At 43.4% G+C, this 26,160-nt stretch carries 25 protein-coding genes; 6 read left to right on the forward strand and 19 right to left on the reverse strand.

Going from position 1 to position 26,160, the window contains the following annotated elements:
* Positions 1-86: 86 nt before the first annotated feature.
* From HVMH_RS08200 to HVMH_RS08210, 3 genes are all read left to right on the forward strand, one after another.
* Complete coding sequence (locus tag HVMH_RS08200) at positions 87-1,055, forward strand: class 1 fructose-bisphosphatase (protein WP_029909841.1); 969 nt, start codon at positions 87-89, stop codon at positions 1,053-1,055.
* Between the two features lie 95 nt (positions 1,056-1,150).
* Entirely contained in the window at positions 1,151-1,678 is a 528-nt protein-coding gene (gene ppa / locus HVMH_RS08205; protein WP_029909843.1) for an inorganic diphosphatase, read from the forward strand.
* A gap of 303 nt (positions 1,679-1,981) precedes the next feature.
* Positions 1,982-2,146, forward strand: a complete 165-nt coding sequence (locus HVMH_RS08210) for a hypothetical protein (protein WP_155837662.1) — start codon at positions 1,982-1,984, stop codon at positions 2,144-2,146.
* A 76-nt stretch (positions 2,147-2,222) separates the two neighbouring features.
* Here HVMH_RS08210 and HVMH_RS08215 read toward each other — a convergent pair whose 3' ends face one another.
* The 15 genes from HVMH_RS08215 to HVMH_RS08285 form a co-directional block, all read right to left on the reverse strand.
* Positions 2,223-4,034: an ABC transporter ATP-binding protein gene (locus tag HVMH_RS08215; protein ID WP_155837663.1), complete on the reverse strand. Its 1,812-nt coding sequence runs from the start codon at positions 4,032-4,034 to the stop codon at positions 2,223-2,225.
* Positions 4,031-4,807, reverse strand: coding sequence for a TatD family hydrolase (locus HVMH_RS08220; RefSeq protein ID WP_029909849.1), 777 nt, complete (start codon positions 4,805-4,807; stop codon positions 4,031-4,033). Before HVMH_RS08220 ends, HVMH_RS08215 begins: the two co-directional genes overlap by 4 nt.
* Positions 4,808-4,942: 135 nt before the next feature.
* Entirely contained in the window at positions 4,943-5,968 is a 1,026-nt protein-coding gene (gene holB, locus HVMH_RS08225) for a DNA polymerase III subunit delta' (protein WP_232087750.1), read from the reverse strand.
* A 68-nt stretch (positions 5,969-6,036) separates the two neighbouring features.
* Positions 6,037-6,693: a dTMP kinase gene (gene tmk / locus HVMH_RS08230; RefSeq protein ID WP_029909856.1), complete on the reverse strand. Its 657-nt coding sequence runs from the start codon at positions 6,691-6,693 to the stop codon at positions 6,037-6,039.
* 68 nt (positions 6,694-6,761) lie between these two features.
* The gene (gene mltG, locus HVMH_RS08235) at positions 6,762-7,790 is read right to left on the reverse strand and encodes an endolytic transglycosylase MltG (RefSeq protein ID WP_035628862.1); all 1,029 of its coding nucleotides are present in this window, start codon (positions 7,788-7,790) and stop codon (positions 6,762-6,764) included.
* A 3-nt stretch (positions 7,791-7,793) separates the two neighbouring features.
* Positions 7,794-8,735: an aminodeoxychorismate lyase gene (gene pabC / locus HVMH_RS08240; RefSeq protein ID WP_051623005.1), complete on the reverse strand. Its 942-nt coding sequence runs from the start codon at positions 8,733-8,735 to the stop codon at positions 7,794-7,796.
* Complete coding sequence (locus tag HVMH_RS08245; protein ID WP_081822704.1) at positions 8,732-10,162, reverse strand: aminodeoxychorismate synthase component I; 1,431 nt, start codon at positions 10,160-10,162, stop codon at positions 8,732-8,734. Before HVMH_RS08245 ends, pabC begins: the two co-directional genes overlap by 4 nt.
* 11 nt (positions 10,163-10,173) lie before the next feature.
* Positions 10,174-11,406 carry a beta-ketoacyl-ACP synthase II gene (gene fabF, locus HVMH_RS08250; RefSeq protein ID WP_029909868.1) on the reverse strand — a complete coding sequence of 411 codons (1,233 nt, stop codon included), beginning with the start codon at positions 11,404-11,406 and terminating at the stop codon, positions 10,174-10,176.
* 87 nt (positions 11,407-11,493) lie between these two features.
* Complete coding sequence (acpP, locus tag HVMH_RS08255; protein ID WP_029909872.1) at positions 11,494-11,730, reverse strand: acyl carrier protein; 237 nt, start codon at positions 11,728-11,730, stop codon at positions 11,494-11,496.
* 120 nt (positions 11,731-11,850) lie between these two features.
* Entirely contained in the window at positions 11,851-12,591 is a 741-nt protein-coding gene (gene fabG / locus HVMH_RS08260) for a 3-oxoacyl-ACP reductase FabG (protein WP_029909874.1), read from the reverse strand.
* Positions 12,592-12,695: 104 nt separating this feature from the next.
* Positions 12,696-13,619, reverse strand: coding sequence for an ACP S-malonyltransferase (gene fabD / locus HVMH_RS08265; protein WP_081822705.1), 924 nt, complete (start codon positions 13,617-13,619; stop codon positions 12,696-12,698).
* Positions 13,620-13,674: 55 nt separating this feature from the next.
* Positions 13,675-14,652 carry a beta-ketoacyl-ACP synthase III gene (locus HVMH_RS08270; RefSeq protein ID WP_029909878.1) on the reverse strand — a complete coding sequence of 326 codons (978 nt, stop codon included), beginning with the start codon at positions 14,650-14,652 and terminating at the stop codon, positions 13,675-13,677.
* Between the two features lie 42 nt (positions 14,653-14,694).
* Positions 14,695-15,750: a phosphate acyltransferase PlsX gene (gene plsX, locus HVMH_RS08275; RefSeq protein WP_029909881.1), complete on the reverse strand. Its 1,056-nt coding sequence runs from the start codon at positions 15,748-15,750 to the stop codon at positions 14,695-14,697.
* A gap of 93 nt (positions 15,751-15,843) precedes the next feature.
* Entirely contained in the window at positions 15,844-16,017 is a 174-nt protein-coding gene (gene rpmF, locus HVMH_RS08280; RefSeq protein ID WP_029909883.1) for a 50S ribosomal protein L32, read from the reverse strand.
* 21 nt (positions 16,018-16,038) lie between these two features.
* Positions 16,039-16,566, reverse strand: coding sequence for a YceD family protein (locus HVMH_RS08285; protein ID WP_029909886.1), 528 nt, complete (start codon positions 16,564-16,566; stop codon positions 16,039-16,041).
* Between the two features lie 114 nt (positions 16,567-16,680).
* Between HVMH_RS08285 and HVMH_RS08290 the strand changes: the two genes are divergently transcribed.
* A complete protein-coding gene (locus HVMH_RS08290; protein WP_332102807.1) occupies positions 16,681-17,295 on the forward strand; it encodes a Maf family protein in 615 nt (204 codons plus the stop codon).
* On the opposite strand, the gene HVMH_RS08295 is transcribed toward HVMH_RS08290, so the two are convergent.
* Together HVMH_RS08295 and rluC are read right to left on the reverse strand one after the other, a co-directional pair.
* Positions 17,292-17,969: an HAD family hydrolase gene (locus HVMH_RS08295; protein ID WP_029909892.1), complete on the reverse strand. Its 678-nt coding sequence runs from the start codon at positions 17,967-17,969 to the stop codon at positions 17,292-17,294. The genes HVMH_RS08290 and HVMH_RS08295 overlap by 4 nt on opposite strands.
* Positions 17,970-17,983: 14 nt before the next feature.
* The gene (rluC, locus tag HVMH_RS08300; protein WP_029909897.1) at positions 17,984-18,943 is read right to left on the reverse strand and encodes a 23S rRNA pseudouridine(955/2504/2580) synthase RluC; all 960 of its coding nucleotides are present in this window, start codon (positions 18,941-18,943) and stop codon (positions 17,984-17,986) included.
* A 644-nt stretch (positions 18,944-19,587) separates the two neighbouring features.
* Here rluC and HVMH_RS08305 point away from each other — a divergent pair.
* Positions 19,588-21,984, forward strand: a complete 2,397-nt coding sequence (locus HVMH_RS08305; RefSeq protein WP_035628864.1) for an Rne/Rng family ribonuclease — start codon at positions 19,588-19,590, stop codon at positions 21,982-21,984.
* 77 nt (positions 21,985-22,061) lie between these two features.
* Here the strand turns inward: HVMH_RS08305 and glnE are convergent, their stop codons facing one another.
* Complete coding sequence (gene glnE, locus HVMH_RS08310) at positions 22,062-24,800, reverse strand: bifunctional [glutamate--ammonia ligase]-adenylyl-L-tyrosine phosphorylase/[glutamate--ammonia-ligase] adenylyltransferase (protein WP_029909901.1); 2,739 nt, start codon at positions 24,798-24,800, stop codon at positions 22,062-22,064.
* 63 nt (positions 24,801-24,863) lie between these two features.
* Entirely contained in the window at positions 24,864-25,628 is a 765-nt protein-coding gene (locus HVMH_RS08315; protein ID WP_029909904.1) for a hypothetical protein, read from the reverse strand.
* Positions 25,629-25,803: 175 nt separating this feature from the next.
* On the opposite strand from HVMH_RS08315, the gene HVMH_RS08320 reads away from it, so the two are divergent.
* Positions 25,804-26,142, forward strand: a complete 339-nt coding sequence (locus HVMH_RS08320) for a P-II family nitrogen regulator (protein WP_029909906.1) — start codon at positions 25,804-25,806, stop codon at positions 26,140-26,142.
* Positions 26,143-26,160: the final 18 nt, after the last annotated feature.

Below are 26,160 nucleotides of genomic sequence, written 5' to 3' on the forward strand. Positions count from 1 at the left end.
CCTGCTACGCCGCCTAGGAAAACTTGAATTTTTACCCTGTCACTGTTATGCTTACGCGAATTTTTAAACCTTAAGAGAGAACTTCCATGCAAAGACTTCATGAAATTCTAGTTAGAGACGGTGTTGAGCGTGAACTACGTCAAGTTTTAGGTCACGTAATGATCGCCTGTAAAGAGATTGCCCACAAACTGGGTCAAGGTGAGCTAGCGGGCATCCTAGGATCAACCGAAGCTGAAAACGTTCAAGGCGAAACACAAAAAATGTTGGACGTTATTTCAAACGATGTTTTGAAAAACATCCTTATCAACGACGAGTATGTTCGTGGTATCGGTTCTGAAGAAGAAGACTACACTGTTGCAGGTCATAAAGATGGTAAGTTCCTAGTGACTTTCGACCCTCTAGACGGTTCTTCTAACATCGATGTTAACCTATCTGTTGGTACGATCTTCTCAATCCTTGAAGCACCTGCTAACGGTTCTGGTGATGACCAATCTATCTTCCTACAAGATGGTCGCAAGCAAGTTGCTGCTGGTTATGTTCTTTACGGACCATCTGCATTGTTGGTACTAACCACTGGTAAAGGTGTTAACTTCTTTACACTTGATCGTCACATCGGTGAATTCGTTCTAACCAAAGAACAAGTTAAGATTCCTGAAGACACTAAAGAATTTGCAATCAACATGTCTAACCAACGTTTCTGGGAACCAGGCATGCAACAATACATTGCAGACTGCCTACAAGGTGAAGAAGGTCCTCTTGGTAAGCGTTACAACATGCGTTGGGTTGCGTCTATGGTGGCAGAAGTTCACCGTATCTTGGTTCGTGGTGGTATCTTCATGTACCCATGGGATAACCGTGAGCCAGGTAAACCAGGTAAACTACGTTTGATGTACGAAGGTAACCCAATGTCTATGCTGGTTGAGCAAGCTGGTGGCCTATCAACGACTGCTCGTGAGAACATCATGGACGTTCAACCTGAAGGCATCCACCAACGTGTTCCGGTTGTTCTAGGTTCTAAGAACGAAGTATTGAAAGTGATGGAATACCACAAGTAAGCTTAGGCTTAACTTTCAACATTTCGTTATGTTATGCACCCGCCAAGGCGGGTGCTTTAGTTTTAAAAAGGCATTTATTTAAGAAGGAAAACAAAATGGGTTACGCTCAAGTACCAGTTGGTAAAGATGTGCCAAATGACGTTAACGTCATTATCGAAATTCCTGCATTTGCACCGCCAATCAAATATGAAGTCGACAAAGACACAGATTTGGTTTGGGTAGACCGTTTACAGGGTGCAACCATGCAATATCCTGCAAACTACGGTTACATCAACAATACTTTGTCTGATGACGGTGATCCGGTTGACGTATTGGTTGTAACACCACATCCATTGTTGGTAGGTTCAGTCATTCGTTGTCGCCCTATCGGCATCTTCAAAATGACAGATGACGGCGGTCAAGACGCGAAAGTTATTGCCGTACCAGTTGATAAACTAAGCCCGATTTATTCAAACATTCAAAAAGTGGAAGACATTCCATTACTGAAAGAACAAGTTGAGCACTTCTTTAGCCATTACAAAGACTTAGAGCCAGGAAAATGGGTAAAAGTCGATGGTTGGGGAGATGTTGAAGAAGCACGTCAAGAAATCCTAAGCGGCGTTAAGCAGTACAACGAAAAATAATCTGTAGCAATCGTTGGGGGTTACCCCAACCTGGCAGATTTTTCCAAAAAAGCGGTTCAAATTGAATCGCTTTTTTTATTCCATTCAAACTATTTATTCTTAATTCTACTTATATCTTGTCGCGAAAAATCATAGCATCTCTTGACGCAACCGATAAACCTCAAGTCTTGTAAAAACTTCGTTCATCTTCTAAAGGAAAGTCTGAATATTTTCTATAAGAAAGTTTGATTTAACTTTCATTTTGTTCGAGAAATTTTTCGCTAGAATGAAATCTCCAGCTCACAAATGAAAGAGGTGAACATTATGTCATTTATGCTCACTTTTGTAACGGTCGCACTGGTCGCAATCGCTCTCGGTTTTCTAACCCAAGGGCTTAAGCATTACAACCAACGGCGTTCCAAAAAAACACTGAATGCCTTTGCATCCTACATTTCGGAAACATCGCAGTTGTCCGATCACTTGAAATAACCCATAAAAAGTTAACCTCCCAAGCACTTAGAGTCGGCCCTAATCATTCAAATTGAAATGATTAAGGCCGGATTTTTTATCGATAAAGCCTCTGGTAGGTGCCTCCGGCCACCACCAAATCTTCATGACTTCCCGATTCGATGATGTGACCATCTTCAAATACCAGGATTCGATCTGCCTGCTTGATAGAACTTAATCGATGGGCAACAATCAACGTGGTGCGCCCTTGTAAGAAAGGCGCTAAATCTTCATACAGTTTTCTTTCCGTTTCCATATCAAGGGCAGATGTGGCTTCGTCCATAATCACTACTTTAGGATCTTGCAAAATCATGCGCGCAATCGCCAGACGCTGCCTTTGTCCTCCAGACAGTTTAATGCCGTTACGTCCCACAACAGAATCTAGCTGGTCTTCCAGCGTTGCAATCGTTTCTTTCAATTGCGCTTGTTCTAATGCCTTCCATAATTGCTCATCCGACAAGTCTCTTCCCAGAGACAAGTTGAAACGCACGGTATGATGGAACAGCACCGGATGTTGCAACACCGTCGCCACCTGCTCTCTGACCAAATCTTGTCCTATCTCTTCCAATGGAATGCCGTTATAACAAATTTGCCCAGAATCCTGTTGATAGAATCCTAACAGTAATTGCACCAGAGTTGTTTTACCGCCACCGCTGGCACCAACAAATGCCAATTTCTCACCCGGCATAATTTTGAATGACAGGTTATGCAATACCGGGTTCTGTTTCCCTGGATAAGTAAAGAACACATTCTTAACTTCAACCGATACTTGCTCGGCATCAAACGGATTTTTGCCCGATAGCGTGTAGACAGGTTCTTGCTTTAGATCCAACACGTTATTGATGCGCTGCAATGCACCACTACCAGCGCTGTAGCTGTATTGAATGGCTAAAATCTCCTGAACTGGCCCCATCATAAACCATAGATAACCGAACACCGCCATCATCTCACCGATGGTCAAACCGGAAAACAATACCATCAACATGCTGACACCTCGGAAGACATCAAAGCCGACCAAGAAAATCAAAAACGACACTCGGCTCGCCGCATCAGAACGCCAAGTAAAGGCTTCGGAATAGGTTTTCAGCTCTAAAGCTTTGCCACGAATCCGATCAAAAAACGGACGATCCTGATTGGCCGCCCTAACTTGCTGCAAAGCATCCAAAGTTTCAGATAATGCTTGCTGAAAGGCATCGACCGCATTGTTCTCGCTTTTCTTCAGTCGCTTAACATGGCGCCCCATTCTCATGGTGAAGTACACCACCAACGGGTTCAAGAATAGGATGAACAAGGCCAACTGCCAATTTAACCAAAGCAGTACCAGCGTTACACCTACCAACGAAAAAATCGCGATAATCAGCTTGCCAACAGTTGTCCCTAAAAAAGTATCAATGGTATTAACGTCATTCACCATGGTTGCAGTGACACTACCACTCCCCATGGTTTCATATTGCGTCATGGCAACACCTTGCACCCTTGCCAACAGATCACGACGGATTTTGTAGGTCACGTCCTTGGCAATCACCGTAAATTGCTGCATTTGCCAAACCCCGAAAACCACGCCAAAAAAACGCAGCAGAATAGTGACTACAGAAACAATCGCAATATAGCCTATTGCCGTCTGCCAGGCCTCAGGAATCATTGTGTTTAGCGTATTAACGATAAAGCCAGGTTTATGCAGTAACACTTCATCAACCAAAAGTGGTAGCAGTAATGGCAAAGGGACCGTCACCAGCATGGCAAGCAACGCAATAATATGAGCTTTAATCAGGTTAGGCTTGTGCGCAACCACTAGCTCGAAAATACGCTTCCAGCTGTATTCACCAGAAATCGCTTGGTTTGATGGTGCTTGTTGAGAATCTTGCATCATAGCTTGAATAGCCGATTAAAGTTATCGGTGGTTTGTTGTGCCATCTCTTCAAAGGTCACACCACGCAATTTCGCCAGCTCTTCGACGACATAGCGCGTGTACCCAGGCTGATTGGCTTTGCCTCTATAAGGTACTGGTGCAAGATATGGCGAATCTGTCTCGGCAAGAATTCGGTCTGCCGGAACCACTTTGGCAACCTCTTTCAGTTCTACAGCATTCTTGAAAGTCACAATCCCGGAAAAGGAAATATAGAATCCAAGCGCCATCGCTTGTTTTGCCGTTTCTATATCTTCAACAAAACAATGCATGATACCGCCCACTTCATTCGCGCCTTCTTCTTCAAGAATTCGCAAACAATCCGGCGTGGAATTACGCGTGTGGATAATGAGTGGTTTGGACAGTTTCTTGGCAAGTCGAATCATCTGTCTAAAGCGATCTTGCTGCCAAGACATATCTTCCTGCTCGGCATCAAAATGATAATAATCTAATCCAACCTCACCAATCGCAATCACCTTCGGGTGACTGGCCGCAGCCACCAACGCTTCATCGCTGACTATTACGTCCTTCTCTTCACACGGGTGAATGCCAATCGCAACATAAACTTCTTCATATCGGTCAGCTATATTCAACAAGTCTTGCCACTGATCGGGATGGATCGCTATGCAAAGCATTTTATCAACGCCCAGTTCATGGGCGGTTTTGATAACTTGGTCAAGGTTGCCAACCTTGTCTTCCGGCAAAATATTCAGGTGGCAATGAGAATCAATAATCATAATAAAATGGTGTTTTCTATAAAGTTACTTGTCAAAAAAGTATCGACAGTTTTAGGGAAATTAGCTTGGTACTATTTTAACTGAAGTGCTTGAGTACTTCAGTCTAAGGTAATGGCAAACTCGGTTTAAATGAGATTAAACCCAGTCACCACGAATCAAATCGCCTTTCATCACTGAAAACAGTGGCTGACTTGCATTGAAATCGGGTTGCTGATGCGACAACCAAGCCAAACAAAGACTTTCCAACAACAGCTCTTTATTAGCATTGTGATGCCATGTTTGCTTGGCTTGCAATACCCATTTCTGAAATACGACCCAATTGGGATTAAAAGGCAAAGCATTATTATAACTTGCCGAACGGATTGCATTCACCGTCCATAGATAGAACCAGTCAAAGACCTGTTCAGGTTGCTCGAATTTCAGCCACTTCTCAACCACTTGAGAAACAGCAAGCTTGCCATTTCTGATGGCTTTCATGTCTGACTGCCATTCCGCTTCCAGTTCAAAGCCCTTACTCTCAACCCATTGCTTCGCATTAAGAGGCGTGCCCCAATTGATTTTAAGTGCCTTTTTCAGCAAAGCATCATCCGCTTGTGGCAGACTTTGCGCCAACCATTCATAAGCTTGCTCGAAACTCGGTGTTGAAAAACGTATCTGACGACAACGGCTAACGATAGTCGCTGGCAAACGCCCCACATGATAGGTTGTCAGCAGCAAAACGGTTCTGGCCGGCGGCTCTTCCAATGTTTTCAATAGTGCATTAAATGCGGAACGATTCAAGTGCTCCACCGATTCAATCAAAGCCACTTTATAGCCGCCTTGATGTGAGGTGCTGAAAATCTTATCCGTCAGTTGACGAATCTGGTCGACGGAAATTTCTTTCTTATCTTCAGGGACGCTGACCCGAAAAAAATCAGGATGAGTTTGCTGAGAGAATTGATGGCACTGCGTACATTGGCCACAGGGTTCCAACATGGATGGTCGATTTGGCTGTTGGCACAGTAGTCCTTGCGACAAATGGCGAGCAAAATCGCTAATACCGATACCTTGCGTTCCGGCTAGAAGGTAAGCGTGTCCAATGCCATAATCCTGACTATCCGACTGCGATTGCGTTGTTTGCGCCAGCCACTCTTGCCAAACCGGTTGTAACCAAGGGTACACGTAAACTCCTATCCCGCCATACAGTTGCTTATATGACAATTTATATGACGATCATTAACGATGGTCAATTATGCAACGACCTTTTTACCCGCTGCCAAACATAACTGCTTTAATTTTTGTTCAACCTGTTCTTGCACTCGAACCAAAGGTTGACCCGCATCAATCACTTCATAGCGCTGTGGCGCTTGCTTGGCTCGATTCAAATAGGCTGATCGAACCTTCTCAAAAAAGTCTTGTTGTTCTTCTTCGAAACGGTCTGCTTCACCGCGCGCTTTAACACGCTTCATACCTTCTTCTATCGACAAATCAAAGACAAAGGTCAGGTTAGGGAAAAAGCCCTGCTGAACCCATTGCTCAATCTCAAGAATTCGCCCATAAGGCAACCCTCTCGCCGCACCTTGATAAGCGTAAGATGCATCCGTAAAACGATCCGAAACCACCCACTTACCGGCTTCCAACGCGGGAATAATTTTTTCCTGAAGGTGCTGGTTTCGAGCGGCAAACATCAACAACAACTCAGTTTCGGGCGTCATTTCACCATAACGTTTATCGAGTAGAATTTCCCTAACCGCTTCACTAATTGGCGTCCCACCCGGCTCACGCGTCACGACAACATCAATCCCCTGCTCAGCCAGCCAGGATTCGATGAATTTCAGATTCGTAGACTTGCCTGCACCTTCCGTACCTTCAAGTGTGATGAATTTCCCAGGATATTTGTTTTTCATTCAGTGAACTATGACCTTTAATCACCCCAACCTGGTATTTATTAAAAATCTACCAGGTTGGGGGTTACTTATTTAGAACCAGTCGACTTAGCGACTTCTTTTTCTTTTATCAAATATTCTCTCACGGCACGGTTGTGTTCCGCCAAAGTATTTGAAAAACGATGCTGTCCATCTCCGTTCGCCACAAAATACAGTGCCTTCGTTTGTGCAGGATGGAAAACTGCTCGAATGGCATCTGCACTCGCCAGCGCGATTGGCGTAGGCGGCAATCCATTAATGCGATAAGTATTATAAGGGGTTTTCGTTAACAAATCCTTCTTGCGGATGTCACCATCGTAACGCGCTCCCATCCCATAAATAATGGTTGGATCTGACTGCAAACGCATACGTTTTTTCAAACGATTGATAAACACCGCTGCAATCTTCGGTCTTTCCGGTGCAAAGCCTGTTTCCTTTTCAACAATCGATGCCAGAATCAATGCTTGATAAGGCGTTTTAAAAGGCAAACCAGCAGAACGTTGCTGCCATTCTTTATCCAGAATGGTCTGCAAATCTTCGTGCGCACGTTTTAAAACCGACAAATCCGTGTCACCAGCGACATAAAAGTAGGTTTCCGGCAAGATCATACCTTCTAATGAAGCTTTAACGCCTAATGCTGCTTGCAAGGTTGCCATCGTTAAATCAGTATGTTGCATTTTCGGCATGCTCGACAATTTTTCAATGGATTGCGCAAAGGTTTCTCCGGCGATAAACGTCATGGGGTAAGCGACATTCTTACCTTTTGTCAGCTCATCAACCAGTTGTCGAACAGTCCAACTTGGATGAATTTCGAACTCTCCGGTTTGAATCTTATGAGCATTGCCTGTCAGTCTGAAATACCAGCGCAACCATGATGGATGACGAACCAATCGTTCACTGTACAGAAGTTGCGCAACAGCCTTACTGGATGCTCCCTTAGGAATATCAATAACCTTTGCTTGGGACAGTGAAGAGATTGGCGAGGTCAAAAATTGCTTTAGCGCCCAACCCTCGACAGATAGCCAAATCACCAAAAAACAGATCGCAATGACTTTAAGTAAAAAAACGCTTTTCTTCATAATCTATAAATCGTTTGCCAAGTCCAAATAGCTCGTTTGATTGTCGTTTATCCAACTTAACCAATGATAGGCGAGTTTGGCTGTTTTTTCAGTAGAGAATTGAAGCAATTTCTCGCCATTCTGCCACGCTGTTACCGGCATCACACCGCGTAGTGCATTGCAGAAAAAAATCTCATCTGCCTGTGCCACTTCAAGCAAGTCAAACCGACCAACTTCAACTTCGTAACCTAAACGCTCTGCCAACTCCAAAACCACAGGCAACGTTGTACCACTCACCCCACTTTGCGATAAGTCTGGCGTAAATACAATGTCGCCTTTGAGCCAAAGTAAATTGGATTGTGTTCCTGAGACACAATTGCCGGTCGTATCACACATAATCGCTTCGTCAAATGATGTGCCGATCAGAGCCTGACGCGCCAGCACATTCTCCAAACGGTTCAAATGCTTTAAGCCCGCCAACAACGACTGTTGCGCAAAACAAACATCGCTGGTCGTTACACATTGAGGAAAAATCTGCCAGGTTGGGGGGGAAGCCTCTTTTTCAAAATACGATAAAGCCACACCACCAGCCTGAGGAAACGGCATGGATTGAAATAACCAATTAGCCTGTTGCTCCTCATTCGGCGGTGGCTGATAACCCTTGCCGCCAAAACCTCGTGTTACCAAAATTTTAACCGCAATCTTCTCAGCCGATTCGCCCTCAAGGCTTTGCACGAAACGGGAAAAATCCTCAACCAAACTTTCAAGCCTAAAGTTGTGAAACTTTAACCGTTCTGCACTGTGCTTAATACGCTGTAAGTGTGCTGGCCAATTAACGACCCTTCCCTGCTGCAACAACAAAGTAGTGAAAAAGCCATCGCCATATTGCAAACCTCTATCTAACATTTCTTGCTCGAAGCAAAGTTGATTGTCCTGAAGTGGAGCGCCCTTGTGCCAAATAGTCATAGGCTTGCTCCAGCTTCCAATGCACGAATCAATCCTTTCGCTTTATGCCGTGATTCCATCAGCTCCCGCTCGGCAATCGAGTCTGCCACAATCCCCGCTCCAGCGCGAAATTGTATGTTGGAGCCTTGCTTTAGCATGGTACGTATCAAAATATTGAAGTCCAAGCTTCCATCTCGGTTGATATAGCCCAAAGAACCGGTATAGGCCAAACGAGGCATTTGCTCAAGCTCACCGATGATTTCCATACAACGAACTTTTGGACAGCCCGTAATCGTCCCCCCTGGGAAGGTGGCGTGAATCACCTCCAAAGGAGAAATACCCGACTTCAAATGACCTCGCACATTGGAAACGATATGATGCACATGTTCATAAGTTTCTATCACCATCAACTCATTGACTTCTACGGTGCCTGGCTGACAAATTCTACCCAGGTCATTTCGTTCCAAGTCAATCAGCATAATGTGCTCAGCGATTTCTTTGGGGTGCTCACGTAGCTCTTCAATCAAAGCACGGTCCTGCTCCACATCATCACTGCGTTTTCGGGTGCCGGCAATCGGGCGCGTCTCAACCCAAGGCGCTCGATAACGGACAAGGCGCTCAGGCGACGAACTAATTACTTGCCAATCACCAAAATCAACCAATGCCGCAAAAGGCGCCGGATTGTTCTTTCTTAGTGAAGCGTAAACCGCAACAGCATCGTCGTTGGAAAGCTCAACATCCCATTGTCGAGATAAATTGACCTGAAAGATATCACCCGACAGAATGTATTCTTTAATATCTGCAATGCCGTCCAGATACTTATTTTCAGGTTCTTCAGACTGAGAAACTATGTGGAATGACGTGAGTGATAGCTCTTTAGCTTTGCATTGCTCAAAAGCTTCTTTCATAGCCGTAAAGTGCTGTTCAAACCCCGCTTCAGTAACCATATAAAGTGCTTTGTCAGCCTTGTCGAAAACAAAAGCGGACGGCACTCTAACAACAGTCGCCAATGGCAAACTTGAGGTCTGCTGAACAGGTAGTTTCAAAGTAGGTTCAACAACTTGTGCGTAGTCGTAACTAAAGTAGGCAAACCAGCCACCCGTAAAAGGTAAAAAGTGGTTCGTCAAACTCACAGATTGCGATGCAAAATCACGCTCAAAGCTCTGTACAAATTGCTCTGCTTCGTGCTCACTGTTTAAGTGTGTGGTTTTTTGTGGAAATGCAAAAAGAATATCGAATCGTGCGGAATCATTTGAAGCATCAACGTTTGATGCAATGCCTTGCACATGCTGCGATTGTGCGACGCTTTCAAGTAAAAATGGGAACGCAATCGGATCAAGCTGATGAAGTTTTAATAAATCAAACTCTCCAACGAACAGCTTTTCTACAAGAGTGTTGCTGTCCGTTGTCGTGTTTGATGCCGACTCATTTGCCGACCCGACCGCCATCAAAGCCAATCCTAGATTTTGGCAAAGACCAGCGTTGCGTTGGTTCCACCAAAACCTAGAGAATTTGAAACCGCATAGTTAAGCTTGGATTGTCTAGCTTCCCCAGCAACAAAGTCCAAATCACAACCTTCATCAGGGTTCTCTAAGTTCATGGTAGGAGGCAAGACTTGTTCTTCGATTGCCTTAGCAACAAAAACAGCTTCCATCGCACCTGCCGCCCCTAGCGCATGACCAGTCACAGATTTAGTCGAGCTCATTGCCAGGTTATAAGCGTGTTGCCCAAATACAGACTTAACCGCTCCAACTTCACAAACGTCACCCGCTGGTGTGGATGTACCATGCGCATTGATGTAATCCACTTGCTCAGGGTTTAGCTTAGCGTTGTTGATAGCGTTTTGAATGGCGCGCGCACCGCCTGCTCCACCTTCTGCCGGTTTTGTCATGTGATAGGCGTCACCACTCATACCGAAACCAATGACTTCACAGTAGATTTTTGCACCACGAGCTTTGGCATGCTCATACTCTTCAAGCACCACAACACCAGCACCATCGCTCAGTACAAAGCCATCACGGTCTTTATCCCAAGGACGACTCGCCGTTTTAGGATCATCGTTTCGAGTTGAAAGCGCTTTAGCCGCTGCAAATCCTGCAAGCCCTAAAGGGGTTGCAGCATGCTCGGCACCACCTGCTAGCATAACGTCTGCATCCCCCATTTGAATCATACGGAAAGAATCGCCAATAGAATGCGTTCCTGTAGCACACGCAGTCGCGATAGCCATATTTGGTCCTTTCAAACCGTGCATGATCGAAAAGTTACCGGAAACCATGTTTACGATTGCGCTAGGTACAAAGAATGGAGATACACGACGCGGACCAGAAGCAGACAGGGTCTCATGTTGTTTTTCAATAGACCCGATACCACCAATACCAGAACCGATAGAAACACCAATTCTATGAGCATTTTCTTCGGTAACTTCTAAACCAGAGTCTTTTAGTGCTTCTGTTCCGGCTACCATGCCGTAATGGATAAAAGGATCCATTTTTTTAGCATCTTTGGCTGAAATAACCTGCGTGACATCAAAGTCTTTTACTTCACCACCGAACGTAACCGCAAACCCTTCAGTATTGAATGATTTTAGATAGTCAATTCCGCTTTTTCCTGCTAGAACAGCAGCCCATGAATCCGCAGTATTATTTCCCATTGGTGTTACACAACCAACACCTGTAATCACGACTCTGCGCATCTAATGTATTATCCTTATGTTCAAATTAGCTTCATAAAAACAAAAAAAGCCGTAAAAACGGCCTTTTTTGAATAGAAAAGCTATTACTTAGTCTAGGTTAGCTTCGATGTAAGCTGTAGCTTGTGCCAAAGTAGCAATTTTCTCTGCTTCTTCGTCAGGAATTTCGCAATCAAACTCTTCTTCAAGAGCCATTACTAACTCAACTGTGTCTAGAGAGTCTGCGCCCAAATCATCGATGAAAGAAGCATCAGGAGTAACTTGATCTTCTTCAACACCTAGTTGTTCAACAACGATTTTCTTTACGCGCTCTTCAATACTGCTCATGGAATATTCTCCGGTTTTTGTTTAAGTTAAATTAAATGCGGTCATTTTCGCCTTAACCCTCTCAATTTTCAAGCTTTTTATTGCATCTATTTTGAAAAAACGAGAAAAATCAAAGGCTAATTAAATCATGTACATACCGCCATTCACATTTAATGTTTGGCCGGTAATATAACTTCCACCTTCAGACGCTAGGAAAGTTACTGATTTAGCGATATCTTCTGGTGAGCCTAAACGTTTCAAAGGAATTTGTTGAGTTAAAGATTCACGTTGCTCTTCTGACAAAGCTCGAGTCATATCTGTATCGATAAACCCTGGCGCAATCGTATTAACTGTAATATTTTTAGAACCAACTTCTCGTGCGAGAGATTTGCTGAAGCCGATAATCCCAGCTTTCGCAGCTGCATAGTTGGTTTGTCCTGCATTCCCCATCACACCGACAACAGAGGCGATGTTGATGATAGCACCACCTTTTGCCTTCATCATGCCACGAAGACACGCTTTAGACATACGATAAACTGAGTTCAGGTTTGTTTGGATAATATCATCCCACTCTTCATCTTTCATGCGCATCAACAAGTTGTCTCTTGTGATCCCCGCATTATTCACCAAAATGGTTGGGACACCGAACTTCTCGGCTACTTCAGTCAAAACCGAATTAATCATTTCCGGTTGAGTAACGTTCAAACACATACCTGCACCCGCTGCACCCGCCTCTTTCAGATATTCCGAAATAGCGTTTGCACCAGATTCAGAAGTTGCTGTTCCGATAACAGTTGCACCATTTGCTGCTAAGTCCAATGCAATGGCTTTTCCAATCCCTCTGCTTGCACCCGTTACAAAAGCAATCTTTCCAGTTAACATACCCTTTCCTCAGTTCAAATTTGATATCGCAATTTTAATGTATTGAAATTGAAATGAATCAAATTTTTTAATTTTATCTATTCTCTTAAAAATTAAACGTCTTGTTACAGCGCTTCCAATGCTTTGGCAACTGAATCCGCATCGTAAACAGCCATGATTCCCATGCCCTTATCAATACGACGATTCAACCCCATCAAAACTTTGCCTGGCCCTAATTCGAATAGCTTTTCAACACCATTGGCTTTCATCACCTCCACAGTTTTAACCCACTGAACCGGACGATACAACTGCTCAACCAATGCTTGCTTAATAGCTGCAGCATCTGAAAAAGACTGGACACTAGCATTGTGAATAACAGGAACCGATGGCGCGTTAAATTCCATTGCCGCCAAGGTTTCACTCAACGCATCTGCGGCGGGCTTCATCAAAGAACAATGAGAAGGCACACTAACCGCCAATGGAACAACACGCTTTGCCCCAGCTTCTTCAAAAAGAGGCAAAGCAGTATCAACAGCGGCCTTAGCACCTGCAATCACCACTTGACCTGGAGAATTAAAGTTAACTGCTTCAACCACTCCATCAACTTTGGCGCAGATATCAATAATCTGCTGGTCTTCCAAGCCCAATATAGCTGCCATCGCACCTTCACCGGCAGGCACTGCAGCCTGCATCAGGCGACCACGAGTTTCAACCAGCTTTACGCCCTGAGCAATATCTAACACTCCCGCGGCTACCAAAGCCGTATATTCACCCAAAGAGTGCCCCGCCATATAAGCCGGTGCAACGTTTTTGACTGCTTCTAATACACGATAAGTCGCAATCCCTGCCGTCAACATAGCTGGCTGAGTAACATCCGTCTGATTCAACTTTTCTTCCGGACCATCTTGCGTTACTTGCCACAAGTCATAACCAAGCGCATCTGACGCTTCCTCAAATGTTGACTTAACAATTGGGTAGTGAGCAGCCATATCAGCCATCATTCCAATCGATTGGGATCCTTGTCCAGGAAACACAAATGCATATGACATAATGAATTGAACCTTTAAACGTTAAATTAGTTTCGCGCGAATTATATTTGGGATATTAATACTTGATTAGTGCAGAGCCCCAGGTAAACCCACCGCCAAACGCTTCTAACAAAAGTGTTTGCCCACGTTGAATCCTTCCATCTCTGACCGCTTCGTTTAATGCAAGCGGAATGGAAGCACCTGAGGTATTTGCATGTTTGTTGACTGTAATCACCGTTTGGTCATCACTCAGATTTAGCTTTTTCGCTGTTGCTTTAATGATGCGTAGGTTCGCTTGATGCGGAACCAACCAATCCAAATCGGCTTTTGAAATATTATTGGCTTCTAAAGTCTCTTTAGCAATGCTACTTAAAGTATTGACTGCAATCTTAAAGACTTCATTACCCTTCATATGCATCGTGCGCTCGGAAATATCGTCCGTAACAGGCTTCTTAGAAGGCCCAGATGGGACATGAAGCAACTCTTCATATTGACCGTCAGCATAAATATGAGTAGAAAGAATGCCTGGCTCACTGGAGGCTTCAAGCACAACTGCACCAGCGCCATCTCCAAACAACACACAGGTATTACGGTCTTCCCAGTTAGTGATACGAGATAAGGTTTCAGCACCGACTACCAATGCTTTTTTAGACATGCCGGTTTGCATGAACTGATCTGCAACGCTTAATGCATAAACGAACCCAGTACAAACTGCCTGGATATCAAATGCCGGCGCACCATGATTGTTTAAACGTTGCTGAAGTAGCGTTGCGGTGCTAGGAAAGATTTTATCTGGGGTTGTGGTTGCGACAATGATCAAGTCAAGATCAGAAGCTTGAACACCTGCCATTTCCAATGCCTGAATAGAAGCTTCATAGGCTAAATCGCAAGTTGTTTGACCATCGGCAGCAATGCGTCTTTGTTCAATTCCTGTGCGCTCTCTAATCCACTCATCACTGGTATCAACGATCTTCTCCAAATCTGCATTCGTCATTACTTTTTCAGGAAGGTAGCCCCCCGTTCCAATAATACGACTATAGATTCTTTGACTCATTGATACCTGCTTTGGCTTTTTAGCCCGCTGAATTATTATAATTTACGCCTGTTGCTCCGTATTGGCTTGAGAAGCTTTTTCCACAACCGACTGCGTATCCAGAAGTGCTTTCACTTCATGGGCAATCAAATCTGGAACATTCTTAATTACTTCAAGCCGAGCTTCAGCTATGGCATGATAAAAAGAAAACGCATCCGCACCGCCATGACTTTTAATGACAATCTTGCGCAACCCCAAAAATGATGCCCCATTATAACGTCTTGGATCGACTTTTTCTTTAAAAGCTTTAAGTACAGGGTAAGAAATTAGAGCGACCAACTTAGTGAGCAGATTTTTATTGAATGCTTCTTTCAAGTAGAAGGAGATCATTTTGGCAACCCCTTCACTGGCTTTCAATGCAACATTCCCATCAAAACCATCACAGGAGACAATATCAACATCCCCCTTATAGATTTCATCACCTTCCACATAGCCGATATAATTGATTTTACTATTCTTAAGGATTTCATTCGCATCTTTGATACGCTGATGGCCTTTAATCTCTTCCTCACCTATATTCAACAAACCAACTCGTGGGTTAGCGTTGTTATCGACCGCTTTTGCCAAAACAGAGCCCATAATGGCAAATTGCGCCAAACTCTCACCATCCGCACCAACGTTAGCCCCCAAGTCTAAAACATGAACATGTCCCTTCATGGTAGGCATTGAGGTACAAATAGCAGGACGATCAATCCCCGGCAAAGTCTTTAGTACAAACTTAGAAACCGCCATCAAAGCACCAGTATTTCCGGCACTTACACAAGCGTTTGCCTCGTCATCTTTGACAAGATTTAGAGCCAAACGCATTGACGATTGACGCTTATTTCTTAGTGCTTTAGATGGCAACTCATCCATCTCAACAACTTGCTCAGCATGATGGACTTTGATACGACTTGCATCATATTGATGCTTGGCCAGTTCTTTTTCAATCAGCGCTTGCTGACCCACTAGCACAATAGAGATATCTGAAAATTTGGATAGGGCTTTTAAAGAAGCGGGTACGGTTACTGATACACCATGATCGCCACCCATCGCATCTACTGCAATTGAAATACTCAAGATAGGTTCCTAAACACGTTAAGACAATTTAAAACAGGAAGAAATTGGAAAGGAGACCCTGCTGAAAGCAGGGTCTTAAGACGTTAAAGACAATTATTTGTCTTGAATAACTTTTTTACCTTTGTAGTAACCATCAGCAGTCACATGGTGACGACGATGAATTTCACCTGTTGTTTGATCAACAGTCAACGTTGGCGCGCTCAAAGAATCATGAGAACGACGCATTCCACGTCTTGAAGGGGTTTTACGATTTTGCTGAACAGCCATTATAGTTCTCCTAAAATCAATCTAATCCGAATCTTTCTGCAAACTTTTCAAAACTGCAAACGGATTCTCTTTGGGTTCCGTTTCTTCGGAAATCTCATCTTGGATTTCCGGAGGGTTCTCATATGCCATTTCCCTTGTCTCATCAATAGGTGACAATGGCACATTTAATATCACTTCATCTTCAATCAATTCGATCAACGATAACTTGTCTTCAGGAAGCTCATACACTTCAATATCATTTGGCAGGTCATCGGCAAGCGACAGTGACTCTACAAAAACACCCGTAACATCGGATTTAACAGGATAGTCAAACGCCTCTAATGAGCGCTGACATCTTAAGTTCAAAACCGTTTCAAGATGCATATCAAACGCAATCATCTTATGCTCCGGATGCTTATAAAACTGAACATCCACAACAACATCATGATTGGCCTCTACCAAATGCTCTGCCAAGCGGGGAAGTTTCCCCTGATTGACTCTAGCAACAAATCGTTTATGATGTTGTGCAGAGTAAATCGGATCAATCAAATCTGGAAGCTTGTCAAACATGGCGCGAATCATACTCTTATTGAATCGCAAAGTCAAAATTAATATCACATATTTTTTTAATTGCGAATTTGCGTTAAATTTCAATTAAAACAACAACTAAACAGCCATAACACCATGAGCATGCAACCACTATCCGAACTACCATCCATCATCCTTGCGTCCACTTCGATTTTTCGCAAACAATTACTTGAGAAACTCGGCTTGCCTTTTACAACGGCAAAACCGGACATTGATGAAACCCCACTCGCACAGGAGTCGGTTGAAGAAATGGTCAACCGCCTTTCTTTGGCAAAAGCGAATGAAGTAGCAAGCACAGTGCAAAATGCCATCATTATTGCCTCAGATCAAAGTGCCGTTTTTAAAGAAAAACCAATCGGCAAGCCCCATAATTATGAGAATGCATTCAGCCAACTAAAAGGATTTAGCGGTCAATCCATAGATTTTTTAACTGGGTTAGTGGTAATTGATCAAGTTCACCAAAAAACTTATCAGTCACTGGATACCACCAAGGTCTTTTTCAGGAAGCTAACTGATAACGATATACACAACTATTTGATGCTGGAACAGCCATTTGAATGTGCAGGTAGTTTTAAATCCGAAGGACTCGGCATTACCCTGTTTGAAAAAATCGAATCATCTGACCCCAACGCATTGATTGGTTTACCGCTGATTCAACTCACCACCCACCTCAAAGCCAGTGGCATTCAACTCCCCTACCTAAAAACTTAATCAGAATAAGGGATAATACGATGCTTAAGCCAGTCCGACATGGTAAATAAATCATCAAAATAAGATACTGGCTCATAAGTCATCAACACCTCCAAGTCATGAACACCATGACTTAATGCAATGACATCCATATTAATATTTTTTGCCATCTGCATATCAAACTCCGTATCACCCACCATGACAGCATCATTTGCTGACAAACCAAACTCATCAATAATTTGTTGCAACATTAAAGGACTCGGCTTTGACTCTGCCTCAACTGGTGTTCTGGTCATATCAAAATAACCTTCAAATCCGACTTCAGCCAAAACCTGATTCAAGCCTCTTCGACTTTTACCTGTCGCAATCGCCACCTTCACACCGGATTGCTTCAACATCGACAAAAGGGCTTCAGCACCTTCAAAGGGTCTCATATCAACGTTTGCATGATTCAAGAAGTATTCGGTATAACCTTGTGCCATCATCTCGATTCCCGACTCATCTGCATCCGGATAAAGCGTATAGATAGCCTTATCCAAACTCAAACCTATAATACGTTTAGATTCGTCATAAGATAAAACCGGGTAACCCGAATGCTTTGCCGCATATTGAATCGAAGCGACAATTCTCGCCTCAGAATCCATTAACGTTCCATCCCAATCAAAAATGACACATTGATACTTTTTCTTATTCATTCAAAACCTTTCATTCAGATGATTGATACCGCATCAACATCGTTTGATGATAAATATTCAATAATAGACTGAAAATCTTGATGAAGCGGGGCCTCCACTTTCATCAAACCCTCATCCCCTTTTCCAGGATGCTTAAATGACAAAAACTGCGCATGCAGAGCCAAACGTTTCATACCAAGCTTCGAAAAACTCTTATTAACTTGCTTGTCTCCATATTTGTCATCCCCAACGATTGGGCAACCTTGAGATTGCGCATGCACACGTATTTGATGTGTCCGCCCCGTTTTTAAACGCACCCTAACCAGGTCAACTTCCTTAAAATGTTGCTCAACCTTAAAATAGCTGATTGATGGTTTGCCTGACGGATCAACCACCACCATTCTTTCACCCGACTGCAGTGTATTCTTCAACAAGGGTAGATCAATTTTTTGCTTTCCTTTTGGCCAATGCGCGGACAACAATGCCAAATACTCTTTCACCATTTTGTCTTCACGAATCTGCTCGTGAAGCGCTTTTAAAATAGAAGCTTTTTTGGCCAAAAGAATACAACCGGATGTTTCCCGATCCAAGCGATGAACCAACTCTACACGCTTTGCCAAAGGTCTTAACTCACGCACCACTTCAATCAAACCGAATTGCACACCACTACCGCCATGCACAGCCACACCGGAAGGTTTGTTAATCACCATCAAATCTGCATCTTCGTACAAGATAGACTGTTCAATGCGCTCCAATTGCGATGCAGGAATTTTGACTTCCATTTTTTCTGCAGTCTTAATTGGTGGAATACGAATCAAATCCCCTTCTTGAATACGAGTGGTTTGCTTGACCCTCCCCTTATTAACACGGACTTCACCCTTTCTAATAATGCGGTAAATAAGTGTTTTTGGAACATCGCGATACTGCCGCATCAGAAAGTTATCAATTCTTTGACCCGCATCTTCCGAGGTTGCAGTAATAAACTTTACAGGCATGTTTTTTCTCTTAAAAACAGAATTTGCGCTAGTTTACAAGATAATAACGATAGATGCATTGCATCACTGAAAAATGAGTGATATATTTAGCGCGAACTTAGAAATCTAACGTAATATAGAATTATGTTGTAAATCTAAGTAATTACAGAATTTTTTAACAGTTTTAAAGCTCCGGTTTTAAAACAATTTTAAGTACCACGAGAAACAGGCAAACAGACAAAAAATAGAAGAAGTTATAGATTGCAACCGCCAACAAGCGATGAACGTAAGACGATACTATAACCATACGGGATGATTTTCTCACATTGAGTGAAAATACCGAGTAACAAAATAAAAACAGATGTTTCTTTCAAGATTTACTGACGAAACATCCGGTTTGGCTAAGAGCTTTTATGGCACAAAAATAAAAGCTCGAAAACAACGCGAGAGACTTTTACTTGCCCCTCACAGCAGACACTGTGTTGTAACGTTTGAAAAGAAATTAAGAAGTAAAAGATTCATTGAGGCTCACCCGTGCTGAACATGCATAGGGTTATGAAGCGCTCAAACTGCCAATAGCTCCGCAAAGAAGCCTACTCATTTTCCGTTTTTCATTTTTGACATGTTTTGATTCGTTTCTCTTTAACATAATAAAAGAGAATCGCATGAAAAGAATGCTGATTAACGCGACGCAACCCGAAGAGGTTCGCATTGCATTAGTCGATGGGCAGAAACTCTATGATTTAGACGTTGAAACCCCTCACCATCAAAAGAAAAAAGCCAATATCTACAAAGGCACAATTACTCGAATCGAACCTAGCTTAGAAGCTGCTTTCGTCGACTATGGTTCCGAAAGACATGGCTTTCTTCCTTTCAAAGAAGTCGCAGAAGAATATTATCCAGAAAACTACTCCGGCGACAAACTGACCATCAAAGACGTTCTTAAAGAAGGTCAAGAGATTATCGTTCAGGTCCAAAAAGAAGAACGTGGTAATAAAGGCGCAGCCCTTTCTACCCAAATCACGCTTGCTGGCCCATACGTTGTCATGATGCCGAACAACCCGAAAGCTGGTGGGATTTCACGCCGCATTGAGGGAGATGACCGTTCAGACACTCGTGATGCACTTCGAGACATCGACATTCCAGATGGAATGGGATTAATCATTCGTACGGCAGGTGTTGGAAAATCCACTGAAGAGTTGCAATGGGGCATCAACTATCTTGTCCAGCTTTGGGACGCCATCCAAAATGCTTCTAAAGAAAAATCTGCGCCCTTCTTGATTCATCAAGAGTCAGACATCGTCATTTTGGCAATTCGTGATTATTTGCGCCAAGACATCGGTGAAATCATTATCGACGACATGGACACTTTCCATAAAGCTCGTGATTTTATCCAACACGTCATGCCGCATCAGGTTTACAAAGTAAAACCTTATCAAGACAGTATTCCGCTATTTACTCGTTTCCAAGTTGAATCACAAATTGAATCAGCTTATATGCGAGAAGTGAAGCTACCTTCCGGCGGTGAAATCGTTATTGATATCACAGAAGCGATGACCTCTATCGATATCAACTCAAGCCGCTCTACCAAAGGTGGTGACATTGAAGAAACGGCATACCACACGAACTTGGAAGCCGCTTGTGAGATTGCTCGCCAACTACGCCTAAGAGACATTGGTGGTCTGGTTGTTATCGACTTCATCGACATGCACTCAAGCCGTCACCAACGTGACATTGAAAACAAAATGCGCGAAGCCGTTAAATCTGACCGTGCTCGTGTTCAGATTGGCAAAATCTCTCGCTTTGGCTTACTTGAAATGTCTCGCCAGCGTCTACGTCCATCAATTGAAGAATCAACTCAAATGGTCTGTCCTCGCTGTAAAGGTGTTGGGGTTATCCGTGGTGTTGAATCTTTAGCACTATCCATTCTTCGTTTAATCGAAGAAGAGGCGATGAAAGAAAACACTCGTCGCATCACAGTTCAACTACCTGTGGATGTAGCTACCTTCTTGCTAAATGAGAAGCGTCATCAGATTATACATATCGAAGATCACCATAAATTACACATTCTGATTATTCCGAATGAGCATCTGGAAACACCTCATTACCAAATGGAACGCACTCGCCACGGCGAAGAAGTTTCAACTGATTCCAGCTATAAGATCAAAGAAGTGATTACACATCAGCATATGGATGAAATCATTGAGCCGCCTCGAATTATCAAAGAAGAGCCGGCTATTAAAAACATGCAACCAAGCGCACCTCCTCCGCCACCGCAAAAGGCTGAAGAAGCTAAGCCTGGATTATTCAGCCGTTTATGGCAAGCATTGTTTGCAGCTCCTGAAGAAAAAGAGGAAGAAACTGCTAAGCCTAAGCGTCGTCAAAACAACCGCAACGAGAATGGCAGAAATCGCAACAACAACCGTAATCGTAACAACAGACGTCGCCCAACAGCTTCTGAGCGTTCTGATACCGAAACTCCAGCATTAGAAGTTGCTGACAACAATGACGCTACTTCGGAGCAAGCAGAACAGTCTACTGGAAAACGTAGAGATGGACGTCGTAATGGCAGAAACCGTTCTCGCCGTCGCAAATCAGAAAATGAAGGTCAGAACGACAATCAAAACAATGCAGTAGACAGTGAAAGCTTAGACTCAGATGTTCAAACCGGTTCAACAGAACAAAATACGACATCTAGTGCTGAGCAAACTCGCGGTAAGAAATCTGCCGTACCGTCTGAAGAAAATGCAAATGAAAAACCGGCTCCAAGACGAGGTCGCCGTAACCAGAAGAAGGTCACGGAAGAACAACCTCAGGACGAAAACAGCCTGACTACAGAACTTGACTCAAGTGATAACGAGGATGATTCATCTTCAGATCGTCGTCCAAGACGCCGCAGCCGTTATAGCACAAGAAGCTACAATGGCAGACGCCGCAAACCTGAAGGGGCAGAATCTTTATCGATTCACTCGCCAGCTCCAGGTTCTGATACTGACGCAGAAGCTTCAAATCCTACGGATACTGCAACAGAAAAAACCTCTGAAGCAGCAGAAGCAAAGTAAAAATTAAGCCTGAAGTTTTACTTCACAAAAAAAGCGCCTAACAGGCGCTTTTTTTTATCTCTCAAATGTTACGAAACTTAGTCATCCAGCATTAAACTGTTCCATATTCTTGTCACTTCTTTTCTTTCATCCTGAAACTCCGAAGCCGGAACAATAGCTTTTACATTTTGCAGTGCAAGACGATGATATGCTTTTCGGTAAGTTCGATAAGCATCTTCAAGCAATTGAACATCACCGTCATCCAACACCTTGGCTGTTCTTACGGCTTCAAGAAGACGAACATTATCTGACCAAACCGTTAGCTCTTCATGTTGACAGGCAAAACCAAGCACAAGGTATTGCACCATAAACTCAACATCAACAATTCCCCCTCTACCTTGCTTGAGATCAAAAGTTTCATCTGATGATTTATCCAGCGACTGTTGCATCTTTTGACGCATATCAACCACTTCTTTTTTGAGCTCACCCAAATCTCTTGGCTTGGCAATAAATGCTCGTTTGAATGCCTCGAACTCTTGTTTCGCCTGTTGAGATCCGACAACGGGTCGAACACGAACCAATGCCTGATGCTCCCAAACCCAAGCTTTCGATTCTTCATAAGTCATGAAGTTTTCAAATGAAGTCACCAACAAACCACTTGCACCGTTTGGTCGCAAACGAGTATCCACTTCATACAGTGTGCCGGTAGGCATCATGGTCGTCATAATGGAAATAATCTTTTGTCCCATGCGGATAAAGTAGACATTATTTTCCAACCCTCTTTCTCCATCGGACTTATCTGACGAATTCAGTCCATAATAGAGAAAGACCATATCCAAATCCGAGCCATAACCCAGTTCAATACCACCGAGCTTACCATAACCCAAAATCAAAAACGGCATACCCTGTGTTGAGTCATAACCACCAGGAAAACCATTACGTTTTTGCATATGTCGCCATGCATACTCTGTGACAACCTCTACAGCAGCTTCGGCAATCCACGTCAGGTAGTCACTGACTTTCATCACAGGCACCTGCCCTGTTACATCGGCCGCTGCAACACGAAATACTTTTTCATGACGCCACTGACGCATTTGATTCATGAACATTTCTTCATCATCTTGCGACTGTTCCAACAGGTGATAAGCCTCTTTTTTCAGCTCTTCCAACTCTAATGGCTCATAAAGTACTCTTGGGTCGAGCAATTGATCCAACAAGGCTGGGTAACGTGACAACATCTCCGTCATCCACTCGCTTAAAGAACAAAGCTTCAATAGGTTATCGATAACCCCGACGTTCTCTTTCAAAAGCACGAAGTAGACGCTGCGCTTCATAATGCTTTCCACCACTTTCAGCACTCTTTCCAAGGTAATTTTTGGATTATCAACCAACTTCAAGCCATTTAGAATTCTTGGTAGGACTTTCTGAAAACGTTGCAAGGACTCGCTGCTTGCATGAATATAGGATCGCTCTTTTTTGAACTGCTCTAAAATGTGCGTAAGACTTTCTTCCAATGATGAGTTATCAGATTGCTGATTATCATCACGACTACTGACACCTCCCATTGTCCCTTCAGCGTCAACATCCTGATCGGCAAACAATAGATCAAACTCCTGCTGAACGAAACTCAATTGTTCTTCAAGTGCACTCATGAATTCAGCATAAGTTGTATAACCCGTGGCCTCAGCCAAGGCTAATTGCTGTAACTCCTCCTGAGGAAGATCATGTGTTTGCTGGTCATTCCATTCTTGAAGACGGTTTTCCGCCTTGCGTAAAAACAGATAAGCCTGCTTCAGACCCTGCGCAGTAGCACTGTCGATAAACTGGTTGTTAGTCAGTTGATTCAGCATGGGCAGAAGCTCTCTACCCTGCAAATCTAAGTTTTTTCCACCGTGCACCAGCTGAAAAGCTTGCACAATAAATTCGACCTCTCGAATACCGCCCCGCCCCAGTTTGATATTTTGCTGCTTATCTTTCTTTTGAACTTCGGCGTTAATCATCGCTTTGAGTTCTCTAAGCGACTCTATTGCCGTGAAATCAACATACTTACGGAAAACAAATGGTCGCAGGATATCAAACAACTCTTTCCCTTTTGCCTGATCTCCTGCAATGATTCTTGCTTTAACCAAAGCATAGCGCTCCCACGCCCGCCCGTGGATTTCGTAATAGTTTTCCAGCTCGTTAAAGCTAACCGCCAAAGGCCCGGAATCCCCAAAAGGTCTAAGACGCATATCAACTCTATAGACCATTCCTAAATCGGTGTATTCGGTCAGTGATTTATTCAACGCCTGCCCTAGGCGGATAAAAAATTGGTCATTTGACGTCTCTTTACCTCTTTCATTAATGGCTTGTCCTTTCTCCGGGTAGGCAAAAATCAAGTCAATATCTGATGAGAAATTCAACTCTCTTCCACCCAGTTTTCCCATGCCGATAACCAACATCTTTTGAGGTTCGCCAGAGAACTGACCGATAGGCGTTCCATATCGCTTACAAGCATCTTCATAGTGCCAATCCAAAGTGCCAGAGACCAGTCCGTCAGCCAAGGAAGACAAGTCCCTCAAAGTTTCTTCTACCGACGCCAAACCTGCGAGATCCCTGATCGCAATACGCAGCATTTCTTGTAGGCGATGTTGTCTCAACTGCTGATTCAACTCAATCAAATCTTCACAAGTAACAAGACTTTGGTGCAACTTACTGACAAGAGCACCTTCTCCATAAGAAGATTCAAAATCCACTAGATCTATCCACTCAGGAAATCGCGCTAAAGTCCGCTCAACAAAAAGGCTCCAACTTTTAACTTGGTTAATCATTTCCTGTTTGTTTTGAGCATTCGGCATACTTCTTCCTCTTAAAAATGAAACCGGCAGGTACCCCAACCTGGTAGATTTTGGCTGTTTTTATTAAATATGATAGATATAAAGCTTAGTCTTTCTGGAGTCGTTTAACTCCCAAACTTCAGATGGTTCAACATCAGGCACGGCAAAACTATTAGAGACAAAAACTGATCCGCTCACCATTTCATTGGAAAGCTTTTGCCATAACTTCTCCATCGGCTCCGGTGATAAGAAAGCATAAACAACATCATAGTATTCAACTTTTGTTTTCCAAAGATCCATTGCGTAGATATGCCCACCACGGAGCAATGTGAATAGTCTTGCCACCAAATAAGGAATTGGAGCGGTTTCCACGCCATCAGAGCGTTGCACATTAGGTAACTGGGACATATAAACAACATTCCCACCTAGACCTGCTCCCAAATCGAGGAACCTAACGTTTCGACGTCTTTTGACAAGCTTCTTCAGTGCTTCTCTTGTGGTGTTATTGGTTAAGTAAAGTGGCACACGTTCCTTGATTGCATTAAAGAATACCAGCCACAGTACAACAAAAATGCCTAGCGCCAGCCAAGGATTCACTTTATAAGTTAATCCCAAGTAGAGCCCTATAGGCAAAGCTATTTGAATGATACGCCACCAACAGGGCAAACCGATGCGACAGCTAATGAATGCAGCCAGTACACCTTGCAATATCACCAATACCCACAAAGGGTATGGAGGCGTAACAATATAGCTCGCCAATAAAACCAAACCAGCCAAGACAATCAGGGCGATTCCTTGCGCTATTAATGCCACGACGATCTTCGGAAAGCGGCTAAAAAAAGTTTTCATTCAGAATGCACCATAAAAAATAAAATTGCACCAAACGGTTCAAATAACTTTCTAAAATAAAGTCAAAAATTAATATATCTTGTTGTTATAAAAGGGTTTTTAGCACATGGCACAGCCAGAGCTATCTAGGACAACGAAATACTCTTTTTTTATTCATTACAAATCAGAGGTTAGTATGAAACTAGTAGTAGCAATTATCAAACCTTTTAAGCTTGATGATGTTCGCGAATCTCTGCACGAAATTGATGTGCACGGGATGACTGTAACAGAAGCCAAAGGTTTTGGACGCCAGAAAGGTCACACGGAAATCTATCGTGGGGCGGAATATGCCATCGAATTTCTTCCAAAAGTTCGTCTTGAAATCGCAGTTGCTGATGACAAGGTGGACAGCGTGATTGAAGCAATCGGAAATGCAGCCAGAACCGGAAAAATCGGTGACGGAAAAATTTTCGTAAGCCCATTAGAAAACGCAGTACGTATTCGTACTGAAGAAACCGGGGATGTTGCCCTTTAAATAGTTCTTTTAATCATT

Origin of the sequence: Hydrogenovibrio marinus (assembly GCF_013340845.1) — a bacterium.
Classification (GTDB): Bacteria; Pseudomonadota; Gammaproteobacteria; order Thiomicrospirales; family Thiomicrospiraceae; genus Hydrogenovibrio; species Hydrogenovibrio marinus.

Coding starts and splice junctions, on each gene's coding strand:
- HVMH_RS08200 (WP_029909841.1), top strand. CDS start 87: ATGCAAAGACTTCATGAAATTCTAGTTAGAGACGGTGTTGAGCGTGAA.
- ppa (WP_029909843.1), top strand. CDS start 1,151: ATGGGTTACGCTCAAGTACCAGTTGGTAAAGATGTGCCAAATGACGTT.
- HVMH_RS08210 (WP_155837662.1), top strand. CDS start 1,982: ATGTCATTTATGCTCACTTTTGTAACGGTCGCACTGGTCGCAATCGCT.
- HVMH_RS08215 (WP_155837663.1), bottom strand. CDS start 4,034: ATGATGCAAGATTCTCAACAAGCACCATCAAACCAAGCGATTTCTGGT.
- HVMH_RS08220 (WP_029909849.1), bottom strand. CDS start 4,807: ATGATTATTGATTCTCATTGCCACCTGAATATTTTGCCGGAAGACAAG.
- tmk (WP_029909856.1), bottom strand. CDS start 6,693: ATGAAAAACAAATATCCTGGGAAATTCATCACACTTGAAGGTACGGAA.
- mltG (WP_035628862.1), bottom strand. CDS start 7,790: ATGAAGAAAAGCGTTTTTTTACTTAAAGTCATTGCGATCTGTTTTTTG.
- pabC (WP_051623005.1), bottom strand. CDS start 8,735: ATGACTATTTGGCACAAGGGCGCTCCACTTCAGGACAATCAACTTTGC.
- HVMH_RS08245 (WP_081822704.1), bottom strand. CDS start 10,162: ATGGCGGTCGGGTCGGCAAATGAGTCGGCATCAAACACGACAACGGAC.
- fabF (WP_029909868.1), bottom strand. CDS start 11,406: ATGCGCAGAGTCGTGATTACAGGTGTTGGTTGTGTAACACCAATGGGA.
- acpP (WP_029909872.1), bottom strand. CDS start 11,730: ATGAGCAGTATTGAAGAGCGCGTAAAGAAAATCGTTGTTGAACAACTA.
- fabG (WP_029909874.1), bottom strand. CDS start 12,591: ATGTTAACTGGAAAGATTGCTTTTGTAACGGGTGCAAGCAGAGGGATT.
- fabD (WP_081822705.1), bottom strand. CDS start 13,619: ATGTCATATGCATTTGTGTTTCCTGGACAAGGATCCCAATCGATTGGA.
- HVMH_RS08270 (WP_029909878.1), bottom strand. CDS start 14,652: ATGAGTCAAAGAATCTATAGTCGTATTATTGGAACGGGGGGCTACCTT.
- rpmF (WP_029909883.1), bottom strand. CDS start 16,017: ATGGCTGTTCAGCAAAATCGTAAAACCCCTTCAAGACGTGGAATGCGT.
- HVMH_RS08285 (WP_029909886.1), bottom strand. CDS start 16,566: ATGTTTGACAAGCTTCCAGATTTGATTGATCCGATTTACTCTGCACAA.
- HVMH_RS08290 (WP_332102807.1), top strand. CDS start 16,681: ATGAGCATGCAACCACTATCCGAACTACCATCCATCATCCTTGCGTCC.
- HVMH_RS08295 (WP_029909892.1), bottom strand. CDS start 17,969: ATGAATAAGAAAAAGTATCAATGTGTCATTTTTGATTGGGATGGAACG.
- rluC (WP_029909897.1), bottom strand. CDS start 18,943: ATGCCTGTAAAGTTTATTACTGCAACCTCGGAAGATGCGGGTCAAAGA.
- HVMH_RS08305 (WP_035628864.1), top strand. CDS start 19,588: ATGAAAAGAATGCTGATTAACGCGACGCAACCCGAAGAGGTTCGCATT.
- glnE (WP_029909901.1), bottom strand. CDS start 24,800: ATGCCGAATGCTCAAAACAAACAGGAAATGATTAACCAAGTTAAAAGT.
- HVMH_RS08315 (WP_029909904.1), bottom strand. CDS start 25,628: ATGAAAACTTTTTTTAGCCGCTTTCCGAAGATCGTCGTGGCATTAATA.
- HVMH_RS08320 (WP_029909906.1), top strand. CDS start 25,804: ATGAAACTAGTAGTAGCAATTATCAAACCTTTTAAGCTTGATGATGTT.